Origin of the sequence: Nocardia sp. CA-145437, from assembly GCF_050956485.1 — a bacterium.
In the GTDB taxonomy this organism is placed as follows: domain Bacteria; phylum Actinomycetota; class Actinomycetes; order Mycobacteriales; family Mycobacteriaceae; genus Nocardia.
The window spans coordinates 6,777,168-6,800,395 of the sequence record NZ_CP191204.1 but is presented as its reverse complement, the minus strand read 5'-3'; the positions used below and the strand labels follow the sequence as shown (position 1 = coordinate 6,800,395).

23 protein-coding genes are annotated in these 23,228 nt (G+C 69.6%); 12 read left to right on the top strand and 11 right to left on the bottom strand.

Features of this window, described 5'->3' with window-relative positions; all coding sequences use genetic code 11:
- Positions 1-57 precede the first annotated feature (57 nt).
- The 3 genes from ACQPYY_RS31450 to ACQPYY_RS31440 are packed head-to-tail and all read right to left on the bottom strand — an operon-like array spanning position 58 to position 1,860.
- Positions 58-858, bottom strand: a complete 801-nt coding sequence (locus ACQPYY_RS31450) for a class I SAM-dependent methyltransferase (protein WP_433591982.1) — start codon at positions 856-858, stop codon at positions 58-60.
- Entirely contained in the window at positions 828-1,343 is a 516-nt protein-coding gene (locus tag ACQPYY_RS31445) for a DUF2505 domain-containing protein (protein ID WP_379092093.1), read from the bottom strand. Before ACQPYY_RS31445 ends, ACQPYY_RS31450 begins: the two co-directional genes overlap by 31 nt.
- Before the next feature lie 31 nt (positions 1,344-1,374).
- Positions 1,375-1,860: a DUF2505 domain-containing protein gene (locus ACQPYY_RS31440; protein ID WP_433591981.1), complete on the bottom strand. Its 486-nt coding sequence runs from the start codon at positions 1,858-1,860 to the stop codon at positions 1,375-1,377.
- A gap of 44 nt (positions 1,861-1,904) precedes the next feature.
- On the opposite strand from ACQPYY_RS31440, the gene ACQPYY_RS31435 reads away from it, so the two are divergent.
- The 3 genes from ACQPYY_RS31435 to ACQPYY_RS31425 all read left to right on the top strand — a co-directional run bounded on the left by ACQPYY_RS31435 (position 1,905) and on the right by ACQPYY_RS31425 (position 5,909).
- Positions 1,905-2,996, top strand: coding sequence for a UDP-N-acetylmuramate dehydrogenase (locus ACQPYY_RS31435; RefSeq protein ID WP_433594775.1), 1,092 nt, complete (start codon positions 1,905-1,907; stop codon positions 2,994-2,996).
- A gap of 97 nt (positions 2,997-3,093) precedes the next feature.
- Positions 3,094-4,299: a L,D-transpeptidase gene (locus tag ACQPYY_RS31430; protein ID WP_379095689.1), complete on the top strand. Its 1,206-nt coding sequence runs from the start codon at positions 3,094-3,096 to the stop codon at positions 4,297-4,299.
- A 71-nt stretch (positions 4,300-4,370) separates the two neighbouring features.
- Positions 4,371-5,909, top strand: coding sequence for a hypothetical protein (locus tag ACQPYY_RS31425; RefSeq protein ID WP_433591980.1), 1,539 nt, complete (start codon positions 4,371-4,373; stop codon positions 5,907-5,909).
- Here ACQPYY_RS31425 and ACQPYY_RS31420 read toward each other — a convergent pair.
- The 5 genes from ACQPYY_RS31420 to ACQPYY_RS31400 form a co-directional block, all read right to left on the bottom strand.
- Positions 5,883-7,466, bottom strand: coding sequence for a class I adenylate-forming enzyme family protein (locus ACQPYY_RS31420; protein ID WP_433591979.1), 1,584 nt, complete (start codon positions 7,464-7,466; stop codon positions 5,883-5,885). The genes ACQPYY_RS31425 and ACQPYY_RS31420 overlap by 27 nt on opposite strands.
- The gene (locus ACQPYY_RS31415; RefSeq protein WP_433591978.1) at positions 7,463-8,215 is read right to left on the bottom strand and encodes a glycosyltransferase; all 753 of its coding nucleotides are present in this window, start codon (positions 8,213-8,215) and stop codon (positions 7,463-7,465) included. Before ACQPYY_RS31415 ends, ACQPYY_RS31420 begins: the two co-directional genes overlap by 4 nt.
- Before the next feature lie 31 nt (positions 8,216-8,246).
- Positions 8,247-9,128 (bottom strand): hypothetical protein, encoded by an 882-nt coding sequence (locus ACQPYY_RS31410; protein WP_433591977.1) that lies wholly within the window; start codon positions 9,126-9,128, stop codon positions 8,247-8,249.
- Between the two features lie 6 nt (positions 9,129-9,134).
- The gene (locus tag ACQPYY_RS31405; protein ID WP_357281899.1) at positions 9,135-10,169 is read right to left on the bottom strand and encodes a 3-oxoacyl-ACP synthase III family protein; all 1,035 of its coding nucleotides are present in this window, start codon (positions 10,167-10,169) and stop codon (positions 9,135-9,137) included.
- A gap of 145 nt (positions 10,170-10,314) precedes the next feature.
- Positions 10,315-11,049 (bottom strand): SDR family NAD(P)-dependent oxidoreductase, encoded by a 735-nt coding sequence (locus ACQPYY_RS31400; protein ID WP_357281898.1) that lies wholly within the window; start codon positions 11,047-11,049, stop codon positions 10,315-10,317.
- A gap of 110 nt (positions 11,050-11,159) precedes the next feature.
- Here ACQPYY_RS31400 and ACQPYY_RS31395 point away from each other — a divergent pair, with 110 nt between their 5' ends.
- The 6 genes from ACQPYY_RS31395 (at position 11,160) to ACQPYY_RS31370 (ending at position 18,112) form a co-directional block, all read left to right on the top strand.
- Complete coding sequence (locus tag ACQPYY_RS31395) at positions 11,160-11,984, top strand: alpha/beta fold hydrolase (RefSeq protein WP_379092111.1); 825 nt, start codon at positions 11,160-11,162, stop codon at positions 11,982-11,984.
- A gap of 98 nt (positions 11,985-12,082) precedes the next feature.
- Entirely contained in the window at positions 12,083-13,489 is a 1,407-nt protein-coding gene (gene mshA, locus ACQPYY_RS31390; RefSeq protein ID WP_433594774.1) for a D-inositol-3-phosphate glycosyltransferase, read from the top strand.
- Positions 13,486-14,064: a YbjN domain-containing protein gene (locus ACQPYY_RS31385; protein WP_379092117.1), complete on the top strand. Its 579-nt coding sequence runs from the start codon at positions 13,486-13,488 to the stop codon at positions 14,062-14,064. Before mshA ends, ACQPYY_RS31385 begins: the two co-directional genes overlap by 4 nt.
- 76 nt (positions 14,065-14,140) lie before the next feature.
- Positions 14,141-15,079, top strand: coding sequence for an ROK family protein (locus ACQPYY_RS31380; RefSeq protein WP_433591976.1), 939 nt, complete (start codon positions 14,141-14,143; stop codon positions 15,077-15,079).
- Between the two features lie 4 nt (positions 15,080-15,083).
- Positions 15,084-15,821 (top strand): phosphoglyceromutase, encoded by a 738-nt coding sequence (locus ACQPYY_RS31375; protein WP_379092123.1) that lies wholly within the window; start codon positions 15,084-15,086, stop codon positions 15,819-15,821.
- A 242-nt stretch (positions 15,822-16,063) separates the two neighbouring features.
- Positions 16,064-18,112 carry a CocE/NonD family hydrolase gene (locus ACQPYY_RS31370; RefSeq protein WP_433591975.1) on the top strand — a complete coding sequence of 683 codons (2,049 nt, stop codon included), beginning with the start codon at positions 16,064-16,066 and terminating at the stop codon, positions 18,110-18,112.
- A gap of 90 nt (positions 18,113-18,202) precedes the next feature.
- Here ACQPYY_RS31370 and ACQPYY_RS31365 read toward each other — a convergent pair whose 3' ends face one another.
- From ACQPYY_RS31365 to ACQPYY_RS31355, 3 genes are all read right to left on the bottom strand, one after another.
- Entirely contained in the window at positions 18,203-19,240 is a 1,038-nt protein-coding gene (locus ACQPYY_RS31365; protein WP_433591974.1) for a medium chain dehydrogenase/reductase family protein, read from the bottom strand.
- A gap of 79 nt (positions 19,241-19,319) precedes the next feature.
- On the bottom strand, positions 19,320-19,883 hold the full coding sequence (locus tag ACQPYY_RS31360; protein WP_433591973.1) for a TetR/AcrR family transcriptional regulator: 564 nt from the start codon (positions 19,881-19,883) through the stop codon (positions 19,320-19,322).
- A gap of 34 nt (positions 19,884-19,917) precedes the next feature.
- Positions 19,918-20,577, bottom strand: a complete 660-nt coding sequence (locus ACQPYY_RS31355; protein ID WP_433591972.1) for an NADPH-dependent F420 reductase — start codon at positions 20,575-20,577, stop codon at positions 19,918-19,920.
- 88 nt (positions 20,578-20,665) lie between these two features.
- On the opposite strand from ACQPYY_RS31355, the gene ACQPYY_RS31350 reads away from it, so the two are divergent.
- The 3 genes from ACQPYY_RS31350 to ACQPYY_RS31340 all read left to right on the top strand — a co-directional run bounded on the left by ACQPYY_RS31350 (position 20,666) and on the right by ACQPYY_RS31340 (position 23,154).
- On the top strand, positions 20,666-21,052 hold the full coding sequence (locus tag ACQPYY_RS31350; protein ID WP_379092138.1) for a winged helix-turn-helix transcriptional regulator: 387 nt from the start codon (positions 20,666-20,668) through the stop codon (positions 21,050-21,052).
- Between the two features lie 165 nt (positions 21,053-21,217).
- The gene (locus ACQPYY_RS31345) at positions 21,218-22,468 is read left to right on the top strand and encodes a sensor histidine kinase (protein WP_379092141.1); all 1,251 of its coding nucleotides are present in this window, start codon (positions 21,218-21,220) and stop codon (positions 22,466-22,468) included.
- Positions 22,465-23,154 carry a response regulator transcription factor gene (locus tag ACQPYY_RS31340; RefSeq protein WP_357090946.1) on the top strand — a complete coding sequence of 230 codons (690 nt, stop codon included), beginning with the start codon at positions 22,465-22,467 and terminating at the stop codon, positions 23,152-23,154. The genes ACQPYY_RS31345 and ACQPYY_RS31340 overlap by 4 nt, the downstream gene beginning before the upstream one ends.
- Positions 23,155-23,228: the final 74 nt, after the last annotated feature.

The following is a 23,228-nucleotide window of genomic DNA, read 5'->3' as shown; positions in this document are numbered from 1 at the left end:
CCCGTCGGGGGCCGGAGTGTGGGGACCGTAGGGGGACAGGGTAACTCGCGAGACCGCTCAGGGCAGGGGCGCGACGGCGGACCACGGCACCGTCAGGATGTTGTCGCGCAGGCGGCGGCGGTAGGCGCGGAGCGGAAAACCCTGCTCGCGCAGCAGGTTCGCGGCGTGGCGCCAGCGGACGCGGGGGCCGTAGGGGGCCAGCGGCGCGGCGACGGACCAGGCGCGGTCGGCGGCGGTCAGCAGGGTGTGGATGGGTTCGCCGGGGATATTGCGGTGGATGAGGGCCTTGGGGAGGCGTTCGGCGATGTCGGAGGGCGTGTCGACGGTGAAGGGGTCCCAGGCCAGGGTGAGGGACAGGGGGCGGGTGCGGTCCAGGAGGACCCAGGCGCAGCGGCGGCCGAGTTCGTCGCAGGTGCCGTCGAGGAGCAGGCCGTCGGGGGTCAGACCGGACTGGATGGTCGACCAGGCTTCGGGGACGGCGGATTCCGGATACTGGCGCAGCACGTTGAAGGCGCGCACCAGGGTCGGCCGCAGACCCGCGAGTTCGAAACCGCCGCGGGCGAACACCACTCCGTCCCGGCCCGGGACCACCCGTTCGGGATCGATCTCCAGGCCGACCACGCGGAGATCGGGCCGCACGGTCCGCAGCCGGGCCGCCAGCTCCAGCGTGGTGACCGGGCTGGCCCCGTAACCGAGATCCACCACCAGTGGATCCGCGGCGTCCAGCAATCTTCCGGTGACGAGCGGGTCGTGCATCATCCACCGGTCCCCGCGGCGCAGCCGGTTGATCCCGGTGGTGCCGCGGGTGATCGTGCCGATGGGTTTGGTTACCCGACGGGGTGCTGCTGATCCAGCCAAACCTTCGTCACCTCGGCTTCGGCGCGGAACAGGTCCACCAGATTCACCAGCATGAGCTGTTCGAGCCTGCGCCCGAGGAACGGAACATTGACCTGGGCCCGCGAGGAGGTGCGCAGGGTGCAGCCGGTCTCGGTGGGGAACAGCCGCATGCTGCCGCCGAGAGTGCCAGGGCTGCCGGGGATTTCGGCGGTGTAGGCGCCGGTCACCTCGGGACCGTACGGCCCGTAGGTTTCCCGTCGGGTGATGACCATGTCCCGGTGCACCACCATCTGCGCCATCTCGGGCAGGGTGTCGCGGGGCAGCACGTGACGTAGTTCGACCGTGATGCCGTCGTCGCCGGACTCCAGGCTGACGATGTCGTTCGGGGAGTGCTTGCGCAGTTCCTCGATGCGGGCGTCCCAGTGCTCACGGTTCGTCATCGCCGCGTACACCTGGTGGGTGGTGTGCAGCGAATACCGCGCGGAATAGTCGAGTCGGCGGGCCACGATCGCTCAGGTTACTGCCGGGCGACCTCGGTCAGTGAGAACTCAGCCAATTGTCGGTGAACTCGGCCTCGCGCTCCAGCAGTTCGGTGAGGTGCTGCTGGATGGCCGCCTCGATCTTCTTGCCGAACAACGGGATCTTCACCTCGATGGTCGCGTCGACCACGAAGGTGGAGCCGGCGCCGTCCTCGGTGACGGTGAGGCTGCCCGTGATGGTCGCGGGCGCGCCGTCCACGTGTGCCTCGACGGTGCCGCCGTTGCCGTGCCAGATCTCGGTGCGCGGAATCGTCAGGCCGTCGGGCTTGATCGCGGTGATCTGGGCGGGCAGTTCCGCGGCCGGGATGGTCTGGACCATGTCGACACGCACCTGGTCACCATTGATGGCGAGGCTCTCGATGCGGGCGTTGGGGCCGCCGACCGCCTCGATGCGGTCCTTCCAGTACTGCTCGTTCGCGAACGCAGCGCGCACCGCGGCCATGGGATGTGTCGAGTGCCCAGTGAAGGCCAGAGGTGTCGCCATGGTCGGACAGGCTACCGTCTGTGCCTGTGCGTACTTCTCGGGTGGTGTCGTTCGACGACCTGCGGGACCTGCTGGCCGCGACCGGTGCGCGGCTGCGTGCCGGGGTCCCGCTGGCGGAACTGACGACCCTGCGGGTCGGCGGCCCGGCCACCGTGGCCGACTGCGAGACCACCGAAGCACTGGTGGCCACGGTCCGGGAACTGGACGCCGCCGGGATTCCGGTGCTGCTGGTCGCGGGCGGCTCCAACCTGCTCATCGGTGACGACGGCTTCGACGGGGTCGTGGTGCGGATCGCCACCGACGGGGTGGAGATCGGCGCGGACTCGGTGCTCGCCGAGGCGGGCGCGAACTGGGACGCGGTGGTGGCGGCCACGGTGGCGGCGGGACTGGGCGGCCTGGAATGTCTGTCCGGCATCCCGGGTTCCGCGGGCGCCACGCCGGTGCAGAATGTCGGCGCCTACGGCGTCGAGGTGGCGAGTTTGCTGCGCCGGGTGCGTTTGCTGGACCGGGCCACCGGGGAGATCCGCTGGGTCGCGCCCGGGGAGCTCGGATTCGGGTACCGCACTTCGATTCTCAAGCACAGTTCCGCCGCGGTGGTGCTGGCCGTCGAATTCGCGCTGCGCGCGGACGGTTCCAGCGCGCCGCTGGGGTACCGGGAACTGGCCGGCGCGCTGGGCGCGGCCGAGGGCGAGTCCCGGCCCGCCGCCGATGTGCGCGAGGTGGTGCTGCGGTTGCGGGCGGGGAAGGGCATGGTGCTGGACCCGGCCGATCACGACACCTGGAGTGCCGGTTCGTTTTTCACCAACCCTGTCATTCCGGATGAGCGGGTGGAGGCTGTGCGCGCCGCGATCGCCGCACATCTCGGCGCGGATGTCACCGTGCCCACCTACCCGGCCGAGGGCGGGGTAAAATTCTCGGCGGGCTGGCTCATCGAGCGCGCCGGCTTCGCCAAGGGCTTTCCGGGCGACGGGTCTCCGGCGCGGTTGTCGACCAAACACACGCTGGCGCTGACCAATCGGGGCGCGGCTACCGCGACCGATCTGGCGACCCTCGCCCGCACGGTTCGCGAAGGGGTTGCCGAGCGCTTCGGCATCGAGCTGGAACCCGAACCCGTGACCGTGGGAGTGAGCCTGTAGCGGGTGGTGTCCACCACTAGAACAGCGTCCGGGATACACGGTTTGCGGGGGTAGGGTCGAACAAGTGAGTAATCGAGGACTGTCCCGCCGGTCGGCCATGCGTGCCGCACTGGTGGCGTCGACAGCGGTCATCGCGGCGGCCTGCTCGTCGTCGAACAAGAACGGCGGCACGGCCAAACCTGCCGAACCCGTCGCCACCGTGAAATTGGAACCGGCCGCCGGCGCCGAGCAGGTCAACCCGACCACGCCGGTCACCGTCACCGTCACCAACGGGCGGATCGACCAGCTGGCGCTGGCCAATGCCAATGGCAAACAGGTAACCGGCACATTCGATGCCACTCGCAGCAAATTCACGGTGAACGAGCCGCTCGGCTACGGCGCCACCTACACCTGGTCCGGCACCGCCATCGGCACCGACAACAAGCCGGTCGCGATCGACGGCAAGTTCAGCACCGTCAACCCCAAGAAGACCGCTCCCGCCACCGTCAATATCGGCGACGGGCAGGAGGTCGGCATCGCCGCGTCGATCATGCTCCAGTTCAAGGGGCACGTCGAGAACAAGGCGGCCGTCGAGAAGGCGCTCACCGTCACCGCCACCCCGGCCACCGAGGGCTCCTGGGCCTGGCTGCAGGACGACAACGGCGGCTCGCGCGCGCACTGGCGCCCCCGCGAGTACTGGCAGCCCGGCACCACCGTGCACCTCGGCGCCAAGCTGTACGGCCTGGACATGGGCGGCGGCCTGTACGGCGACTCCGATCTCACCTCCGACTTCCGCATCGGCCGCGCCCAGATCGTGAAGGCCTCCGCGCCCAGCCACCGCGTCCAGGTGGTGCGGGACGGCGCGACCATCTTCGACTTCGCGTGCAGCTACGGCGAGGGCAACGAGGACCGCAATGTCACTCGCTCCGGCATTCACGTGGTGACGGAGAAGTACGAGGACTTCATGATGTCGAATCCGCCGTTCTACACGAACGTGCGGGAACGCTGGGCCGTGCGCATCTCGAACAATGGCGAGTTCATTCACGCCAATCCGCAATCGGCGTCCGCCCAGGGCAATTCGAACGTCACCAACGGCTGCATCAACCTCAGCACCGCCGATGCCCAGGCCTACTTCCCGACCGCGCTCTACGGCGACCCGGTCGAGGTCACCGGCACCCGCATCCAGCTGTCGGCGGCCGACGGCGACATCTACGACTGGACCATCGACTGGGAGACCTGGAAGGGCCTGTCCGCCCTGCAGGGCGAACCGCACAACCAGATCTCGGCCACCCCGCTCCCGCCCCAGCCGGTCGGCGGTCGCTGACCACTCGAATCGCGCGCCCGCGACCGCCGGGTTAAGGTCCTCGCCGAGTAACGCCGTGGTGAGGAGTGTCCATGGTCGCGGGCCGGAAGGGAACGGCGGCAACGGATTCCGGGCGCGCCCTGAGTCCTTCGGAGCGATGGTTCTGGATCATCGACCGGATGTCGCCGGCCAACTGCACCGCGCGTGTTCGCGTCGACGGGCGGATTCCGGTCGAGCGGCTGGAATCCGCGGCGGCGATCCTGGTCGCGGAATATCCGCTACTGCGGATGGGTATTTCGGACAATGTTGGCAGTGATCCATGGTTGCGCCCACGACCCGCACCACGAATTCCGGTGCGGCGGATCCAATCCCGTGATTCCGGGGACTGGGTGCGCGTGGTCGACGCCGAAATCGCCGAACCCATCGACATCGCGAACGGCTTGGCGCGCATCACCGATATCGTCGCCGGGGCGGATTCCGACGGCGAAAGCCACGACATCGTTCTGACGATCTCCCACATCATCGCCGACGGCCGCTCCCTGCTGGCGTTGCTGCGCAAGCTGATCGACTACGCGGCGGATCTGCCCGGGCCGGTAGCCACGCGGCCTCCGGTCCCGGCCGCTGACGACCTGATTCCCCGTGGCGCGCGCGGCTTCCGGCGCTGGGCGCACACCACCCTGGCCGATCAGATCGGCGCGCTGGTGCGGCGACCGCGACGGCTGACCGGCACGGTGGCGGCGTTGTCCGAGCGGCGGACCCGGGTCGTGCACCGGGTGCTCGGCCGGGAAGCGCTGGCCGCCTTGATCATCGATTGCCGCCGAGCCGGGGTGACCGTGCACGTGGCCCTGGCGGCCGCGGTCGCCGATGTGATCGGCGCGGGGGAATCCGGGTTGATCGACGGCGAGGCGCCCCGGGAGATCCCGACTGCGGCTGCGGAGGCGCCGGGGGGTGCGGAGCTTTCAGGAGGCCGGTGCGCGACGTCCGGGCCGGGCGCGAGGACAGCGGCGCGTCGGGTCTCGAGGTTCGGACCTCGCGAGGGCCTGGCGATCGGCGCGCGGGGCGCCGGGGCGGCCCGCGGACGCGGTGCCGTGGGAGTCGGGTCGCCGGTGGATTTCCGGGAATCGCTCGGTCCGCGGGTGGATGCGGAGGAGCTGGGGGTGTACGCGCCGGTGCTGGTCGGGTTCGTGCCGTTCGGGCGCGGTGTTTCGCTGTGGGAGGCGGCGCGGGCGGTGAAGCGGCAGTTGGATCGTGGCGTGCGGCAGGGGCGGCATCTGGCGACGGTGGCCGGGATGCGGTTCGGGACGCCGCGCACACTGGAATCCGGGCGGCGGCTGGCGGAACTGGTGGATCGGCGTGCGCCGTGGAATGTGTCGGTCACGAATCTGGGGCGGGTCGAGTTTCCGGAAAGGGCCGGGGCGTGGCGGCTTTCGGGGTTGCGGGTGGCCGCGTCGAATTCGTGCGTGAGCGTCATGACGGTCGCGGTGACGACGGCGCATGCGGAGATGCACCTCGGGTTCTGCCATGCCGAACCGGCGTTGCCCGCGGCGCGGGCGGAGGCTTTCGCGGACGCGGTGCTGGCCGTGCTGGCGCGGCGGCCGGATCCGTCAGCGGCGTTGCAGGCGGGCGCGTAGTTCGGCGCGGTCGGGCTTGCTGGTGCGGCCGGTCACGGGGATCTCGTCGACCAGGACGATGTCGTCGGGCAGGGCGGAAACGTCGATGAGGGCGGGTAATTCGCGGCGGAGACGGGCCGCGAGGTCGGTGGCGTGCAGGTCGGCGACGACGGCCAGGACGACGCGCTCGTCGCCGATCTCGTCGGGGATGCCGATCATGACGGCCTCGCGGACGCCCTCGACGCCCACGATGGCCGGTTCGTACAGGCCCGGATAGATATTGGTCTTGCCGCGGATCATCATGTCCTTCTTGCGGCCCATCAGGACCAGGGTGCCGCCGTCGAAGCGGGCCAGGTCGCCGGTGGCGATCTCCTTCAGCGGGGGTTCGCCGAGGTAACCGCGGCACAGGTTGGGGCCGGCGAGGATGAGTTCGCCGTCGTCGGCGATGCGCGCGTCCACGCCGTCGCACGGGAAGCCGAGCGGGTCGCCCGCGCCCTCGAAGGCGAGTTTGTCGGCGCCGGAAGTGATTGCCACCGGCAGGATCTCGGTCATGCCGTAGACCGCCAGGAATTCGGTGCCGGGGAGGGCGGCGCGGGCGCGGCGCAGCAGCGCGGTGGTGACGGGCGCGCCGCCGAGGGAGATCTCCTCGAGGTGGGCCGGTGCGGTCAGCCGCCCGGCGTCGACGGCGTCGAGGATCACCACCAGGTCGGCGGGGGTGAGGAAGGCGTGGGTGGCGCTGTCCGGGCCGCCCGCCGGGCCGAGCGTGCGGGCGAAGCCGAGCGGATCGACATGGGTGCTGAAGCGGGGATAGCGCGGCATGGACCAGCGCGCCCCCTCCAGCACCGCGGGTAAGCCCATCATCAGCTGCTCGGTGTGCAGGTGCGAGCCGGGCATCAGGGTGGTGGCGCCCGCCACGGCCGCCAGGCCCGCGCCCAGTGAACCGCGGGTGTGCACCACGGCTTTCGGGTCCGCGGTGGTGCCGGAGGTGAAGACGATGAGTGCCTCGGCGTCGGGATCCTCGATCGGCGCGTCCACGGTGGCGCCGGTGGCGGGGCCGGACCAGCCGGGTTCGGAGCCGATCAGGTGGCCGAGCGGGATGGAGCCGCGCGGCGTCCCGGGGAGGCGCGGGCCGCTGTGGATGTGGCGCACCGGTAGCTGTCCGAATTCCGGTAGCGAGAGGCCGAGCCGGCGGCCGTACTTCTGGAGCGGCCCGCTCAGCAGGTAGAGCAGTGATTCGGTGGCGGCCCAGCCGGGTTTCACCAATTCCAGTCGGCGCGCGAACAATTCGGGCCCGACACCGGGGTCCACGAACACGATGCTGCCGCCCGCCGCGATGGTCCCGAACACCAGCACCACCGCGTCCACGCAGGGCCGGATGGAGAACAGCATCCGGTCACCGGGCTCGAAGCCCTTGCTGTGCAGGCGTTTCACCACCAGGCGGATGCGGGCGTCGAGTTCGGCGAAGCTCAGCGGCTGTTCGCCGATCATGCCGAGGGCGGGGGCGTCGGGGGTGCGCAGCACCTGCTCACGCAGCAGCGCGACGAAATCCTCGCCCGCTGACGGGTATCCAGACGTCACCGGATGTCCACCTGCTCCGGTTTGTAGCGGTGGTCGGCGTACCAGGCGAGGGTCTTGCGCACACCCCAGGCTTTCACGCGCCGGTTGGACCCGTACACCCGCACGTCGCGCCGCAGCCCGTAGTCGGTGGTGAGCGTGCGGACCGCGTTCACCAGCGCCCGGTCCTCGTGCAGTTCCTCGATGGCGGTGCGCGGGAAACCGCCGGCGGCCTCGTACAGTTCGGCCGTGATGGCCATATTGCAGCCGGGTGTCATGACGTACGGGCCCAGGTAGCGCGGATCCTGGTTGCCGGGCCGGAGTTTCCCGAACTGCGAGGCCACCTCGAGGGCGACCCGGACGACGGTGCGGTCCAGCAGGCTCACGCCCTCGTCGGTGCGGGGGATGAGCTGACCGCTGACCAGGCGCAGCCCGGAGTCGAAGGCGGCCCGGATCCGCGCGATCCAGTCGGGGGCGGGCAGGCAGTCGGCGTCGGTGCGGGCCAGGCGGGTGGCCCCGGCCGCGATGGCGTGGCGCATGCCGGTGTCGGCGGCCGCGCCGGTGCCCTTGCGTTCCTCGGTGACGATCTCGATCCGCGGCTCCGGATGCGCGAGGGCGAAGTCGCGCACCACCTTCACGGTGGCGTCGGTGGAGTTGTTGTCCACCACCAGGACGGTGAAGTCCCGGTCCCGCTGCCCGGCGAGTGCCGCCAGGGTGGCGGTGATGCCGTGTTCCTCGTTGTAGGCGGGCACGATCACCCACAGCTCGTTCATGGCCCCTCCCGGAGGAATTGCTTACCGCGACTTACGGTTTCGGCAGGCGGTACGCGATGGCGGCGGCCGACGGGCCCGCCCCGGCGGCCACGAACAAGGCTACGTCGGCATGGTCGAGACCGCCGCTGTCGCGGGCCGCCAGGAACGCGACGGGCAAGGCCGAGGTGTGGGCGTCGCCGTCGGTGTCGTCGGCGCTGACCGCTCCGGGGGCGAGGCCCAAGCGCTCGGCGAGCCGGGCCGGGAAGTCGGGGGTGGGTCGCCCGCAGATCAGCATCGTGCGGTCCAGGGGCGCGTCGGCCACCTCGAGGGCTTCGGTCGCGGCCGAGACCGCGTGGTGCAGGAGCGCTTCGACGTCGGCGGGGCGGTGCACCGTGATGGAGGACCGACCGGTCGTCCCCATCTCCGGGAGCCGCACGAATCCCTCCGATCCGGGCCGCCCGTCGGTGGCGCTGATGTGCAGCGCCCCGAATCCGGCCGGGCCCGCGGCCTTCTCCAGCAGCATGGCCGCACCGACCGGCTTGATCGGGAAACCCGGCTGCGGCCGCGGCGATGTCGACGGGTGCGCGTCGCCGGACACCAGCAGCACCCGGTGCACGGTCGGTGACTCCAGCAGCGCCTGACTGACCTGGATGGCATTGAGAATGCCGCAGGCCCCGTTCATCAGGTCGAAGGACAGGCAGGGCACATCGCCGCTGCGATACTCCAGGCCGATGCCCACCTGCTGCTGGATCAGCGCGGACATAGCCGGTTCCACCATGTTGGAGTCGCGGTAGACGCCGGTATTGATCAGCGCGTCGATCCGCGCGGGCGTGCTGCCCGCCTCCGCGATGGCCCGGCGCGCGGCGGCCGCCGCCTGCTCGATCGAACTGCCGCCACCGATTTCGGTGACGATGGAAGAAATCACGATTCCCATACCGCATCACACCCGCAGGTCGCCGAGCGTCACCGACAGAAACCCGGCAACGACGCCGGAAGCCGCGGGGACCATCAGTACTTTCGCCCCGGACGCTATCCGCTGTTGTTTGAGCGCGTCATGTAAAACCACGAAATGCGAGGTGGACGCGGTGTTGCCGTACCGGTCCAGCACCATGAGCGCGGGCGGTATCGGGGCGTCGAATTCGCGTTCGGCGATCTTGGACACCAATTCCACCGCGGGCGCGCTGAATTGATGGTGGATCACGTGGTCGTAGCCCTCCGCCGCGAAATCGCTGCCCCGCGCGGCCAGGAAATCCCGCTGCCGGGTGGTCCACAGCAGATAGCGGGCCTCGTTGTGCATGGCCCGGTTGTCGGTGTAGAGCGCGATACCGGAACTGCGGTCGCTGGGCATGCCCAGGCACAACTGCGCGAATCCGGCGCTGGTATTGAGTTCGACGTAGTCGATGCCCTCGTCGGCGGTGCCGTCGCCGTCCAGCACCACCGCGGCCGCGCCGTCGCCGACGGTGAGCGACGCGAACTGCGGATCGTATTTCTCCGACATCTCGCGCACCGCGGTATCGGAGATCGGGGTGATGTACTCGCCGGAGACCACCAGGCCGCGCCGCACCATTCCCGCGCGAATCATCCGGTCCAGCACCAGAACTCCGCTCATCATGCCCGCGCAGGCATTGGAGACGTCGAAATGGATGGCCCCGGTCGCGCCGAGTTCGTTGCGCAGCATGAGCGCGAACGAGGGTTCCACGCAGAATTCGTCGCCGCGAATGCGCGTGATGGAGCAGGAGATGACGACATCCAGATCGGCGGCGTCGTAGCGGGAATTGTCGAGGGCGGTCCGGGCCGCGGCCATCGCCACGGTGAAGGAGTCCTCGTCCTCGGCGCAGCGGCGGCGGTGCCGCACGCCGCTGATCCGCTCCAGGTCGATGGGGGAGTCGACGGCCAGCTGGGCCAGCAGCTCCGCGGTCGATATCTCGGTGGCGGGCAGGTACGACCCGACCGCCTCGATGCGTGATCTCACCATGTTTCGCTCCAAGCCGCCCTCGGTTGCGGGGGACGCTAGCAGCGGGCGGCGCGCGGATTCCGATTTTGAAGAATCCGTGATTCAGATCATGGGGCCGTGAACTGCGATGCGGCGCAACACAACTACGCCGCGCCGCGCGCCGCGGTCAGGAACGACGCGCGAAACGCCCCGGCCCGGCCTGATCCCGCGGCGTCACCGTGATGGTGTCCAGATTGACGTGCGGCGGGCGGGACGCCACGAAACCCACCACCTCCGCGATGTCCTGCGCCACCAGCGGATCGATGCCCTGATACACACTCGCCGCACGCTCGGCGTCACCCGCGAACCGCACCAGCGAGAACTCCGTCTCCACCGCGCCCGGCGCGATCTCGGTCAGCCGCACCGGCTGCCCGAGCAGCTCACCGCGCAGCGTCCGGTGCAGCACCGCCTGCGCGTGCTTGGCCGAGGTGTACCCGGACCCGTTGTCATAGGCGTGGAAGGCGGCGATCGAGGTGATCGTGACGATCAGGCCGTCCCCGGAGGCGATCAGCTTGGGCAGCAGCGCCTTGGTCAGCCGCAGCGTGCCCAGCACGTTGGTCTCCCACATCCAGCGCCAGTCGTCCAGATCGGCCTCGAGCACCGGGGCCAGTCCCTTCGCGCCACCGGCATTGTTGACCAGCACGTCGCATCGCTCGACCGCCTCGGTGAAGGCGCGTACCGACTCCTCGTCGGTCACATCCAGGGCCAGCGGGGTGCCGCCGATCTCCTCGGCCAGCTTCTCCAGCCGCTCGACCCGGCGTGCGCCCACGTACACGTGGTACCCCTGCTTGGCGAGTTCGCGGGCGGTTGCCTCGCCGATACCCGAACTGGCTCCGGTCACCACAGCGGTACGAGTGCTCATGCCTCCGAGCTTAGGCAGGAACCCTGGCCTGCCCCTTCTCGGCCCGCGCCCGCCGCCGGTGCCGCGGCGGGCGCGAGATCCCGGCAGCGCTGCCGGTTAGCCTCACTCCTATGGCGATTCGGGAAGCAGTGAGCGCGGACGGCACGACCATCGTTTACCAGGTGACGGGTCCGGAAGGGGCGCGGCCGCTGGTGCTGCTGCACGGCTGGTCGGGGAATCTGCGCTGCTGGGGACGCTCGGCCGACCTGCTCGCGGAGCAGTTCCGGGTGATCGCGGTGGACCTGCGCGGGCACGGCTACTCCGACGCCCCCGCGACCGGCTACGACGATCCGAAGAACTGGGCCGCCGATATCGCCGCTGTGTTCGCGGCCGAGGACATCACCTCCGGTGCGCTGCTGCTGGGCTGGTCGTACGGCGGCATCGTCGCCTCCGACTACCTCACCGCGCACGGCACCGCGGCCCTCGCGGGCGTCGTCTACACCGGCTCGCAGGCCAATATCGGCCGCGGCGTGCCCGGCGCGGAGACCGGGCCCGGCATGGCCAAGGCCATCCCCGACGTGTTCGACGAGAGCGCGGGCAAGGCCATGCGCGGTTTCGCCGCCTTCGGCAATGCCAATACCGGCCCCGGCCGGGACAAGGGCGTGGACGCCCAGCGGCTGTTCGGCGGCAGCATCGCCACCCTGCCCCGGGTCCGCAAGGCGCTGTTCTACCGGACGGTCGACAACACCGACACCCTGCGCGGCCTCGACATCCCCGTCCTGGTGCTGCACGGCACCGCTGACCCGGTGGTTCCCATCGAGAACGGCCGCCACATCGCCGCCTCCGCGCCCGATGTGCGGACCTCGTACTGGGAGGGCGCCCAGCACGGTCTGTTCATCGAGGATCCGGAGCGATTCGCCGCCGAAATCGCTGCTTTCGCGCGAGACCTGCGGTGATAGCGGTATTGCATTCACGTTGACGAATATCCTTGTGAGTCAGGTCACTTGGGAAGGTAACCCGTGCATGGGGCGTTGTAACCCCCGTGCACACTGGAGTGGTGAGTCAACGCCCGGAGCTACGGCCCAATCGGATTGCCGTGCTATCGGTGCATACGTCACCCTTGGCGCAGCCCGGAACCGGCGACGCGGGCGGCATGAACGTCTACGTTCTGCAGACCGCCCTCGAACTGGCCCGCCGCGGCACCGAGGTGGAGATCTTCACCCGCGCCACCTCCTCCAATGACGAACCCGTCGTCGAGGCCGCGCCCGGCGTGCTGGTCCGCAATGTGGTCGCCGGGCCCTTCGAGGGGCTCGACAAGTTCGACCTGCCGACCCAGCTGTGCCCCTTCGCCGCGGAGGTGCTGCGCACCGAGGCGCGCAACCTGCCCGGCCACTACGACCTGATCCACTCGCACTACTGGCTGTCCGGCCAGGTCGGATGGCTCGCGCGGGACCGCTGGCGGGTGCCGATGGTGCACACCGCGCACACCCTGGCCGCGGTCAAGAACGCCTTCCTGGCCGAGGGCGACTGCCCCGAGCCCGCGGTCCGTGAGATCGGTGAGAAGCAGATCGTCGCCGAGGCCGACCGGCTGGTCGCCAACACCGGCGAAGAGGCCCGCCAGCTCGTGGAGCTGTACGGCGCCGACCCCGAGCACATCGACGTGGTGCTGCCCGGCGCCGACCTGAGCCGCTACCACCCCGGCGACAAGCTCGCCGCCCGCGCCGAGCTCGGCCTGCGTGCCGACGAGCGGATCGTCGCCTTCATCGGCCGCATCCAGCCGCTCAAGGCCCCCGACGTGCTGGTTCGCGCCGCGGCGCACCTGCTCGCCGAGGAGGCCGCGCAGCCGGTGCCGCCCGCGCGGCCGCTGCGCGTGGTGATCGTGGGCGGACCCTCCGGCAGCGGGCTGGAACGGCCCAACGCGCTCATCGAACTCGCTGCGGCCCTGGGCATCTCGGATCGCGTCACCTTCCTGCCGCCGCAGCCCGCGCACCGGCTGGTGCAGGTGTACCGCGCCGCCGACCTGGTCGCGGTGCCCAGCTACAACGAGTCTTTCGGCCTGGTCGCCATCGAAGCGCAGGCCAGCGGCACCCCGGTGCTGGCCGCCGACGTGGGCGGGCTCGGCACCGCCGTCCGCGACGGCGTCTCCGGCCTGCTGGTTCCCGGCCACCAGACACCGGACTGGGCGGCCGCGCTGCGCAGCATGCTCGAGGACCCGGTCCGGCTCGAACTCATGGGCGCGGCGGCCGTCGAGCACGCGGCCAACTTCTCCTGGGCGCACACCGCCGACGGGCTGCTGGACAGCTACTCGGCCGCGTTGTCGCAGGCTCGGGGCAATCGGGTGCGCGGTAGTCTGCATACTGATCGCGCAAGAGCACTGACACGGCTGGCTGTCAGCCCGAGGTCGGCACGCGGGGAGGCTGACCTGGCATGGCGGCGGCGGACGGGAGCGGTACGCAGATGAGTGAGGTCGAGCGCGACTGGACGCCGCGCCCGCATGCCAGCAGCGGTGGTTTGAACGACGAAACCGCCCGGGCCGCGGCACAACTCATCGACGACACGCTCCGCGACCGCGAGATCGAGTACTCGCGCGAGGCGCCCGACCTGTTCGCGGTGGTGCTGCCCGGCGAGCGCAAACTCAAGACCGTCATCGGCGTCGGCGTCGGCAAGCACGGCGTGCGGATGGAATCCTTCGTCTGCCGCAAGCCCGACGAGAACTTCGAGGGCGTCTACAAATTCCTGCTGCGCCGGAATCGCCGCCTCTACGGCGTGGCCTACACCATCGACCGGGTCGGCGACATCTACCTGGTCGGGCGCATGTCCAACGACCGCGTCACCTCCGACGAACTGGACCGCTGGTTCGGCCAGATCCTCGAGGCCGTCGACGCCGACTTCAACACCCTGCTCGAACTCGGCTTCGCCGAATCCATTCGCAAGGAATGGAAATGGCGGGTCTCGCGCGGCGAATCGCTGAAGAATCTACGCGCCTTCGAACACCTCATCGAGGACGCCGACACGCTGCCCCGTATGCCAGGGTGAGAACTGATTTCGTGCCGGTCAGGGTAACTTGTCGGGGACGTCCACAATAGGTTCGGCTCACCACCGCGGGCACGCAATGCCAACTCGGACGAATCTGAGCCGTGCGCTGAAGTCTCGGAGAGGCGGGGGAGCCATGGTGGCGCTTGCGCTGGATATCGGAGCGACCAAATTCGCGGCCGCACTGGTCGATTCGACGGGTGCGCCCGAGAAACCCCAACGTGTCGCTGTCCCCGAGTCCGGGGTGTGGGCGGCCTGCCGTGAATTACTGAGCACCGTGGCCGCCGGGGAAATGGTGACCGCGGTCGGGATCGGGTCCGCGGGACCGGTGGACGTCACCGCCGGGGTGTGCGGCCCGCTCAACATTCCGGAATGGGCCGACGGCTTCCCCGTGGTCGGCGCGGTGCGGAAAGTGTTCCCCGAGGCCGAGATTCGCTTCGCCCTCGACGGGGCCTGCCTGGCGCTGGCCGAACACCGGCTCGGCGCGGCGCGCGGCGCGAACAACGCGCTCTGCCTGACCGTGTCCTCGGGCATCGGCGGCGGGATCATCAGTGACGGCCGGGTCGTCATGGGCCGCACCGGCAATGCCGGACACGTCGGCCACATCGTGGTGCCCGGCAACGAAGAGCCCTGCGCCTGCGGCGGATTCGGCTGCGTGGAGGCCGTCGGCAGCGGCAAGTCCGCGGTGCGCTGGGCCAAGCGGCAGGGGTGGGAGGGCAGGACCGGGGTGGAACTGGCGCAGGCCGCGCGCGACGGGGAGCCGCTCGCCATGGAAGCGCTCGCCCGGGCCGGCACCGCCATCGGGACGGCGGTCGCCTCCGCGGCCGCGTTGCTCGACACCGATCTGGTCGTCATCGGCGGCGGCTTCGCGCAGTCCGGGGAGCCGCTGTGGCAGCCGCTGCGCGCGGCGGCGCTCGGCCACGCCCGCCTGCGCTTCCTGCGGGAACTGCGGGTCGTTCCCTCCGAACTCACTGATCAGGCCACCCTGCGGGGCGCGGCGCTGCTCGTGGGAGGATGACCCCATGACGTACACCCTCGTTTTGCTGCGCCACGGCGAGAGCGAATGGAATGCCCTCAACCTGTTCACCGGCTGGGTGGATGTTCGCCTCACCGACAAGGGTGTCGCGGAAGGCAAGCGCGCCGGCGAGCTGCTCGCCGAGCACGGGATTCTGCCGGACATCGTCTACACGTCGCTGCTGCGCCGCGCGATCAGCACCGCCAACAACGCTCTCGACGCCTGCGACCGCCACTGGATTCCGGTGGTCCGCGACTGGCGTCTGAACGAGCGCCACTACGGCGCCCTGCAGGGCAAGAACAAGGCGGAGATCAAGGAGCAGTACGGCGAGGACCAGTTCATGCTGTGGCGCCGCAGCTACGACACCCCGCCGCCGCCGATCGAGGTCGACAGCGAGTACAGCCAGGACGGCGACCCGCGCTACGCGGGCATCGAGGTCCCCGCGACCGAGTGCCTCAAGGACGTCGTCGCCCGCATGGTCCCGTACTGGGAGGACACCATCGCGACCGATGTGCGTGCCGGCAAGACCGTTCTGGTTGCCGCGCACGGTAATTCGCTGCGCGCGCTGGTGAAGCACCTGGAGAACATCTCCGACGAGGACATCGCCGGGCTGAACATTCCGACCGGCATTCCGCTGAAGTACGAGCTCGACGAGAACCTGCGCCCGCTCGGCGCCGGTGTCTACCTCGACCCGGAGGCCGCCGCGGCCGGCGCCGCCGCCGTCGCGAACCAGGGCGGGAAATAGTCTCACCCTGAAACACTCGAAATAATGCCCCGGCCAATCGGATTGGCCGGGGCATTATTGTCTTATGATTCGACTGTGATACCCATCACGCTACGTGACCGTAGGGTATTCCGGTGTCGCGCAAAAGAATTTGCCGGGGGTTCGTGCATTCAAATCAGTACCTGTAACCGGGGTTTGCAACTTACTTTCTGGTAGATATGCTGCTGGGCGTTCGACCACCTGCGAGAGGTAGATCACGTTCGATGAAGCACGCGCTACAGGCCATGGTTTTAGCCGCCACGGCCGCTCTGCTCCTGCCTTTGACCGGCATCACCGCCGATGCCATCATCCCGACCGGACCCGATGGCGGCGCCGCCGGCGCCGCCTGGACCGCCGCCGAGGACGGGCCGCAGCAGTACCCCAACGTCTTCATCGAATGGGACGTCCCGATCACCATGAGTGACGGCACCGTCCTCAAGGGCAACGTCTACCACCCGGCCGACGCCGCGGGCCGACCCATCGACACCCCGACGCCGACCGTGCTGAACATGACGCCCTACACCAAGCTGGTGTCGAACGTCGCCGACAGCGCCTTCTCGATTCCGGGCCTGTCCGATGCGCTCCTGAACATCTTCCGCGACATCCACCTCGACGGCACTCCGCTCACCGGCTTCGGTGAACTGCTGAACGCGGCGGGCAACGGCGAACTCCGCAACTTCTCCGTCGACCGCCAGCTCATCAAGTCCGGGTACACGCAGGTCGTCGTGGACGTGCGTGGCACCGGATTCTCGCAGGGCGAATGGGACATGCTGCGCGGCCGCGAACAGCAGGACACCGTCGAGACCATCGACTGGGCGTCCAAGCAGCGCTGGTCCAACGGCCGCATCGGCATGAGCGGGCTGTCCTACAGCGCCATCAACCAGGTGCAGGCCGCCGAGAAGCAGCCGCCCGCGTTGAAGGCCATCTTCCCGATCGTGCCCGGCAGCGACCTCATCGACGACGTGCTCGCGCCCGGCGGCGGCTTCGGCTTCAACTTCATCCCGCTGTGGCTGAGCGCCATCAACGGCCTCAAGTGGGTGCCGGACCTGGCCTCCATCGCCGCGGGCACCTTCGACTTCAAGTGGCTGCAGGATCGTGTCAACGATCCCTTCGGCTACCTCGACGTGCTGATGTCGGCCTACACCTCCACCACCATGGACAGTCTCGACCCGCGCGTGAAGGACATGCTCAACGGGTTCACCCAGGACCGCCAGGACTGGCTCGGCGACCCCAGCCGCATCCAGATCCCGACCTTCGTCACCGGCGGCTGGCACGACCTGTTCACCTACTCGGAATCCAAGATCTACAACCAGATTCCGCTGCCGCCCGGCCAGAAGCAGCTGCTCATGGGCAACACCTACCACGTCACCTCCGGTGCGGACGTCAACCGCGTCGGCGCCCCGCCGCGCCTGGACGTGCTGCAGCGCGCCTGGTTCGACAAGTGGCTCAAGGGCATCGACAACGGCATCGACGCCTACGGTCCGGTAACCCTCAAGACGCAGGGCGGCGGCTGGAACACCCAGGGCGGATTCGGGCCCACCGCACCGGCTTCCGAGGCCGCCGACTACCGGCGCATGTACTTCTCCGCGCAGCCCTCCGGCACCGCGAACAGCCTGCACGACGGCTCGCTCACCGCGGCCGCCAACGGCGACGGTGACCGGCTCACCGTCGCGCCCGGCCTGTCCACCGTCTGCTCCAACGACGCCGCCCAGGCCACCGCGGGCATCCTCAACCTGATCGACGGCTGCTCCAAGGACTCCCGCGTCGCCGAGACCAACGCGCTCACCTTCACCAGCGCGCCGGTCGCCGAGGCCATCACCATCTCGGGCCCGATCGCGGTGCACCTCAACACCGTTCAGGACGCCGCCGACGGCTACTGGACCGTCACCGTCAACGACGTCGCCCCCGACGGCCAGTCCACCGTGCTGACCTCCGGCGAGCTCATGGCCTCGCTGCGCCAGGTCGACGAGGACCGCAGCAGCCGCTCCCCGAACGGCGACTACACCGACCCGCGCGCCTTCACCTCGCTGGACAAGCGCCAGGAGACCGTGCCCGGCGAGGCCACCACCCTCGACATCGCCCTCGGCGGCACACAGGCCGTCCTGCAGCCGGGCCACCGCCTGCGCGTGGACGTGTTCGCGGGCAACTTCCCCAAGGGCCTGCCCATCCTCCCGATGCTCATCGACACCGGTCTCAGGCCGCAGCACCTGCAGCTCGACCCGGACCGTCCGAGCTTCGTGAACATCCCGGTCCGCGGTAACACCGGCTGGTGACACCGCCCACCCGGGATCGAATCCCCGAGCGTGCACAACGGCGTGCACGCCCGGGGCTTTTTTCTTTCCGGCCGCATGCGGGCAGGCGGCTCAGGACTCGGGGTCGGCGACGATCACGACTTTGCCGGTGACGGTGCCGGATTCGGCGAGGGCGAGTGCCCGGGCGGCCTCCCGCAACGGGATTCGGGCCGCGATCTGCGGGTGCAGCGCGCCGCGCTCGGCGAGGTCGAGGACCGCGCCCAGGTCCGTCGCGAGGCGCGCCTGGAACCGGGAACGCCGGCGGCGGCCCGCCCAGATGTTGTAGAAGGACGCGCTCCGGTTGTTGGGCAGCGCATTCCACCACAGCAGGCGGGCGAACAGCTTCAGCACCGGCAGCCGGGAATTGCCCTCCTCGTCCTTGGTGGCGGCGCTGCCGTAGGAGACGAGGGTGCCGCCGGGCGCGAGCAGCGCGAACGAGTCCACGATGCCGGGGCCGCCGACATGATCGAAGACGGCGTCCACCCCGCCCGGAGCCAGCGCCCGCACCTGGGCGGCCACATCCCCGCGATAGTCCACCGGCAGAGCGCCGAGCTCGGCCACCGCGTCCGCATTGCGCGCCGACGCGGTCCCGATCACCCGGATCCCCGCCGCGCGCGCCAGCTGCACGAGCGTCGACCCGACGCCGCCGTTCGCGCCGTGCACCAGGATGGTCTGCCCCGCACGGGCTTTCGCCTTCCCGTGCAGCATCTGCCAGGCGGTGATGCCGTTCACGACGAAGGTCTCCGCGGCGTCCGCCGCCAGGCCATCCGGCACCGGCACCAGATCATCCGCGGGCACCGCGAGATGGCTGCTCCAGCCGCCGATCTTGGTCAGCGCCGCGACCCGGCGGCCGATCAGGGCCGGATCGACCCCGGCCCCGACCGCCGTCACCACGCCGACGACGTCGTAGCCGGGCACGAACGGAAACGCGGGCTGGTCATAGTATTTGCCGCGCCGCATCTGCTGCTCGGCGAAGGAAACCCCGGTCGCCTCCATACGGACCAGCGCCTTGCCGGGGCCGGGCTGCGGCAATACGCGCGTGGTGACGGTCAGGCCCTCCGGCTCGACGCGTCCGGGCAGCACTACTTCGGTGGCGATGATGTTCGACATGGGTCGATCCCTTCCAGGTGTGTGATCGGTCAATCACTCTTGAGGTGAAGAAAACGCCCTCGTCCGAGGGCGTGCGCGGTCAGTCGAAGTGGCGGATGCCCGCGGTCAGGGTGGCGGCCCAGGCGCCTTCGCCGGCATCCAGGCCGAGGGTCGTGATCAGGTGGCACAACTGCCCGTAGGCCATGAACCGCTGCACCTGGGGGCCGGTCGCGCCGGAACGGGTTTCGGCGAACTCGGTGACCCGCCGCAGGCCGCGGCGCACGGCCTCGGCGATATCGGGCACGTCGGCCGCCGAGAGGGCGTGCACCTGCAGCATGAGCAGGCTCTTGTCGGCGATCAATTCGGCGTAGGCCCCGCCCATCTCGTACAGGACCTGTTCCGGATCGCCGCCCGGGGTCCGGGCGGCGCCGGTCGCCAGGGCGCCCTCGACCCGTTCGAAACAGCGGTCCAGGGCGGCGACGAACAACTCCACCTTGCTGGGGAAGAGCTTGAACACGTACGCGGGTGAGATTCCGGCCGCGGCGGCGACCGTATTGATCGGCGTCCCATGGAATCCCGTCTTGGCGAACTCGGTGATCGCCGCATCCAGCACGGCATCTCGTCGAACGTCCGAAGTCGAGAGTGCGATCCCGCGTCTGCTCATGTGAGTGACTGTACACTCACTCTCGGGATCTCCGCTAGCCCTCCGACTCGTCGGGAACGGCGAAGGCCGCTTCCAGCGGCGGGAACAGGGCACGGGCGTCACGACCGGTGAACCAGAGGCCCACCACGAAAGCCGCGGTGGCCTCCAGATATCGGGCCCGGGACAGGCCGCCCGCGGGGATCGGGCGCAGCTTCAGGTCCTCGGCGAGGCCGGAGACGAGCGCGATCGCCGCCTCGTCATCGCCGCACAGCGGCACCGTCACCGGGCGGCCGTCGAACTCGCGATCAGGGCCCGCCCACACCTCGGCGGCCAGCAGATTGAACGCCTTCACGACCTTGGCGCCGGGCGCCGCGGCCGAGATGCGTTCGGCCACCGCGGGTTCGGAGAGACCGAAGCCGCCGGTGTCCGGGGCGAACGCATTGGTGCAGTCGATCAGAGTGCGCCCGGTGAGGGCCTCACGCTGGTCGGTGAGGATGTCCGTCAACGCGGCCACCGGCACGGCCAGCAGGGTGGCGTCGCCGAAATTCGCCGCCTCGGACACGGTGGCGGGGCGGGCGCCGGACCCGATCGCGGCGGCGGCCTCCGCCGCTCGCGTGGAAGTCCGTGCGCCGACCACGATCTCGTGCCCGGCCGCGGCCCAGCCGGCGCCGAGAGCGCGGGCCATCTGCCCGGCCCCGATGATTCCGATTCGCATGTCATCTCCTTGGTGTGGCGTGTGATGACGACGCTAGGAATTCCGAAGCGCACTCCCGGGTGCCCAATGGCGGTGGCAGGGTGGAGGCATGACGGTCGAGAGCACCGAACCGGTGCGGTTCGCCGAATACGGCGGCCGCGAATCGGACTGCCCCGCGCGGCTGGCGGTAGACGTATTCGGCAATTCATGGCTGACAGTGATCGTTTACACACTTCGCGAGGGCCCGATGCGCCCCGTGGAATTGCGCCGCGCCATCGGCGGCATCAGTCAGAAGATGCTCACCCAGACCCTGCGGCGGATGCAGGCGATGGGGTTGCTGGAACATCGCCGATACGCGGAAGCGCCACCGCGCGTTGAGTATTCGCTGACCCCCGCGGGTCGTGATCTGCTGATTCCGATCTTCGCGCTGGGGGAGTGGGCCGACCGCCACGGCGACACCGTGCGCACCGCCCTCTACGGCGATCCCGAGGACTGAACCGCCGCGGCGAAAGCGGTTGCCACAAGGGCGCTCACCGGCCACGACACGCAGACCGAACATCGCGTGAACACCCGGCTAACGAGGGTGGAAGGACCTATGACCTGCGTGAAACTTCCTGCACCCGGGGTTTGACCCCGCGTCGGCGACCGTACGATTCAAAGTGTGAGCGTTCCACAGGCCGTGCTTTTGGCAGTCCTGGCGGCCGTAGTAGGACTGGCCGTCGGCGGACTGCTCATTCCGTATGTGAACGCTCGCCAGGAGCGGATGCGTGCCGCCACCGACACCGGGCTGACCATGTCCCAGGTGCTGGACCTGATCGTGCTCGCCTCCGAATCCGGCATCGCCGTCGTCGACCAGTACCGGGACGTGGTCCTGGTCAACCCGCGGGCCGAGGAGCTGGGCGTGGTCCACGACCGCCTGCTCGACGAGCGCGCGTGGGCGGCGGTCGAGCAGGTGCTGGCCGGGGGCCAGGACGTCGAGTTCGAGCTGACCGCCAAGATTCCCATGCCCGGCCGCGCCCGCCTCGCTGTCCGAGGAGTTGCCCGGCCGCTCTCGCAGGAGAATCCGAACTTCGTGGTCCTGTTCGCGGACGACGACTCCGAACAGGCCCGCATGGAGGCCACCCGCCGCGACTTCGTCGCCAATGTGAGCCACGAACTCAAGACCCCCGTCGGGGCCATGAGCCTGTTGGCCGAGGCGTTGCTGGAATCCGCGGACGATCCCGACTCGGTCCGGCACTTCGGTGAACGCCTGCACGGCGAGGCCCGACGCATGGGCAAGATGGTCACCGAGCTGATCGCGCTGTCGCGGCTGCAGGGCGCCGAACGGCTGCCCGAACTCGAGGCCGTCGACGTCGACACCGTGGTCACCCAGGCCATCGAACGCTCCCGCACCACCGCCGAGGCCGCGGGCATCACCGTGTCCACCGACGCGGGCAGCGGCCTCGAGGTGCTCGGCGACCAGACCCTGCTGGTGACCGCGTTGTCCAACCTGGTCGAGAACGCCATCGCGTACTCCCCGCGCGGCTCCCACGTGTCGGTGAGCCGGGCGCTGCGCGGCGGCTACATCAATATCGCCGTCACCGACCGCGGCATCGGCATCTCCAAGGAAGACCAGGAACGCGTCTTCGAACGCTTCTTCCGGGCCGACAAGGCGCGCTCGCGTGCCACCGGCGGTACCGGCCTCGGGCTGGCTATCGTCAAGCATGTGGCCGCCAACCACAACGGTGAGATCACCCTGTGGAGCAAACTGGGCACCGGATCGACGTTCACCCTGCGCATCCCGGCCCACCCTGCCGATTCCCACGGGCAGGTCGACAAGAGACTTGCCACCGGTGTTCCGGTGGCCAAGAAGGAAAACGGCACGCGCCCCCTCGGGCGGGCCAGAACCAACGGTGTGGAGGCAACCCGATGACGAGTGTGCTGATCGTCGAGGACGAGGAGTCGCTGGCCGATCCGCTCGCGTTCCTGCTGCGCAAGGAGGGGTTCGAGGTCACCGTGGTGGGCGACGGCCCGTCCGCGCTGGCCGAGTTCGACCGCTCGGGCGCGGACATCGTCTTGCTCGACCTCATGCTCCCCGGCATGAGCGGCACCGACGTGTGCAAGCAGCTGCGAGTGCGCGGCAGCGTCCCGGTCATCATGGTGACCGCGCGCGACAGCGAGATCGACAAGGTGGTCGGCCTGGAACTGGGCGCCGACGACTACGTCACCAAGCCCTACTCCTCGCGCGAGCTGATCGCCCGCATCCGGGCCGTGCTGCGCCGCGGCGCCGGCGAGGAGCCCGACAACGGCAGCGAGACCGCGGTGCTCGAGGCCGGCCCGGTGCGCATGGACGTGGACCGCCACACCGTTCAGGTGAACGGCAAGGCGGTGACGCTGCCGCTCAAGGAATTCGACCTGCTCGAATACCTGCTGCGCAATTCCGGGCGCGTGCTCACCCGCGGCCAGCTCATCGACCGCGTCTGGGGCGCCGATTACGTCGGCGACACCAAGACCCTCGATGTGCACGTGAAGCGCCTGCGCTCGAAGATCGAAGCCGATCCGGCCAAGCCCGAACACCTGGTCACGGTGCGCGGCCTGGGCTACAAGCTGGAAGCCTAGAACCGCCCCGAACGCAGAACCCGCCCGCTTCGAATTCACGAAGCGGGCGGGTTTCGTCTTTCTCCCCGACCAGT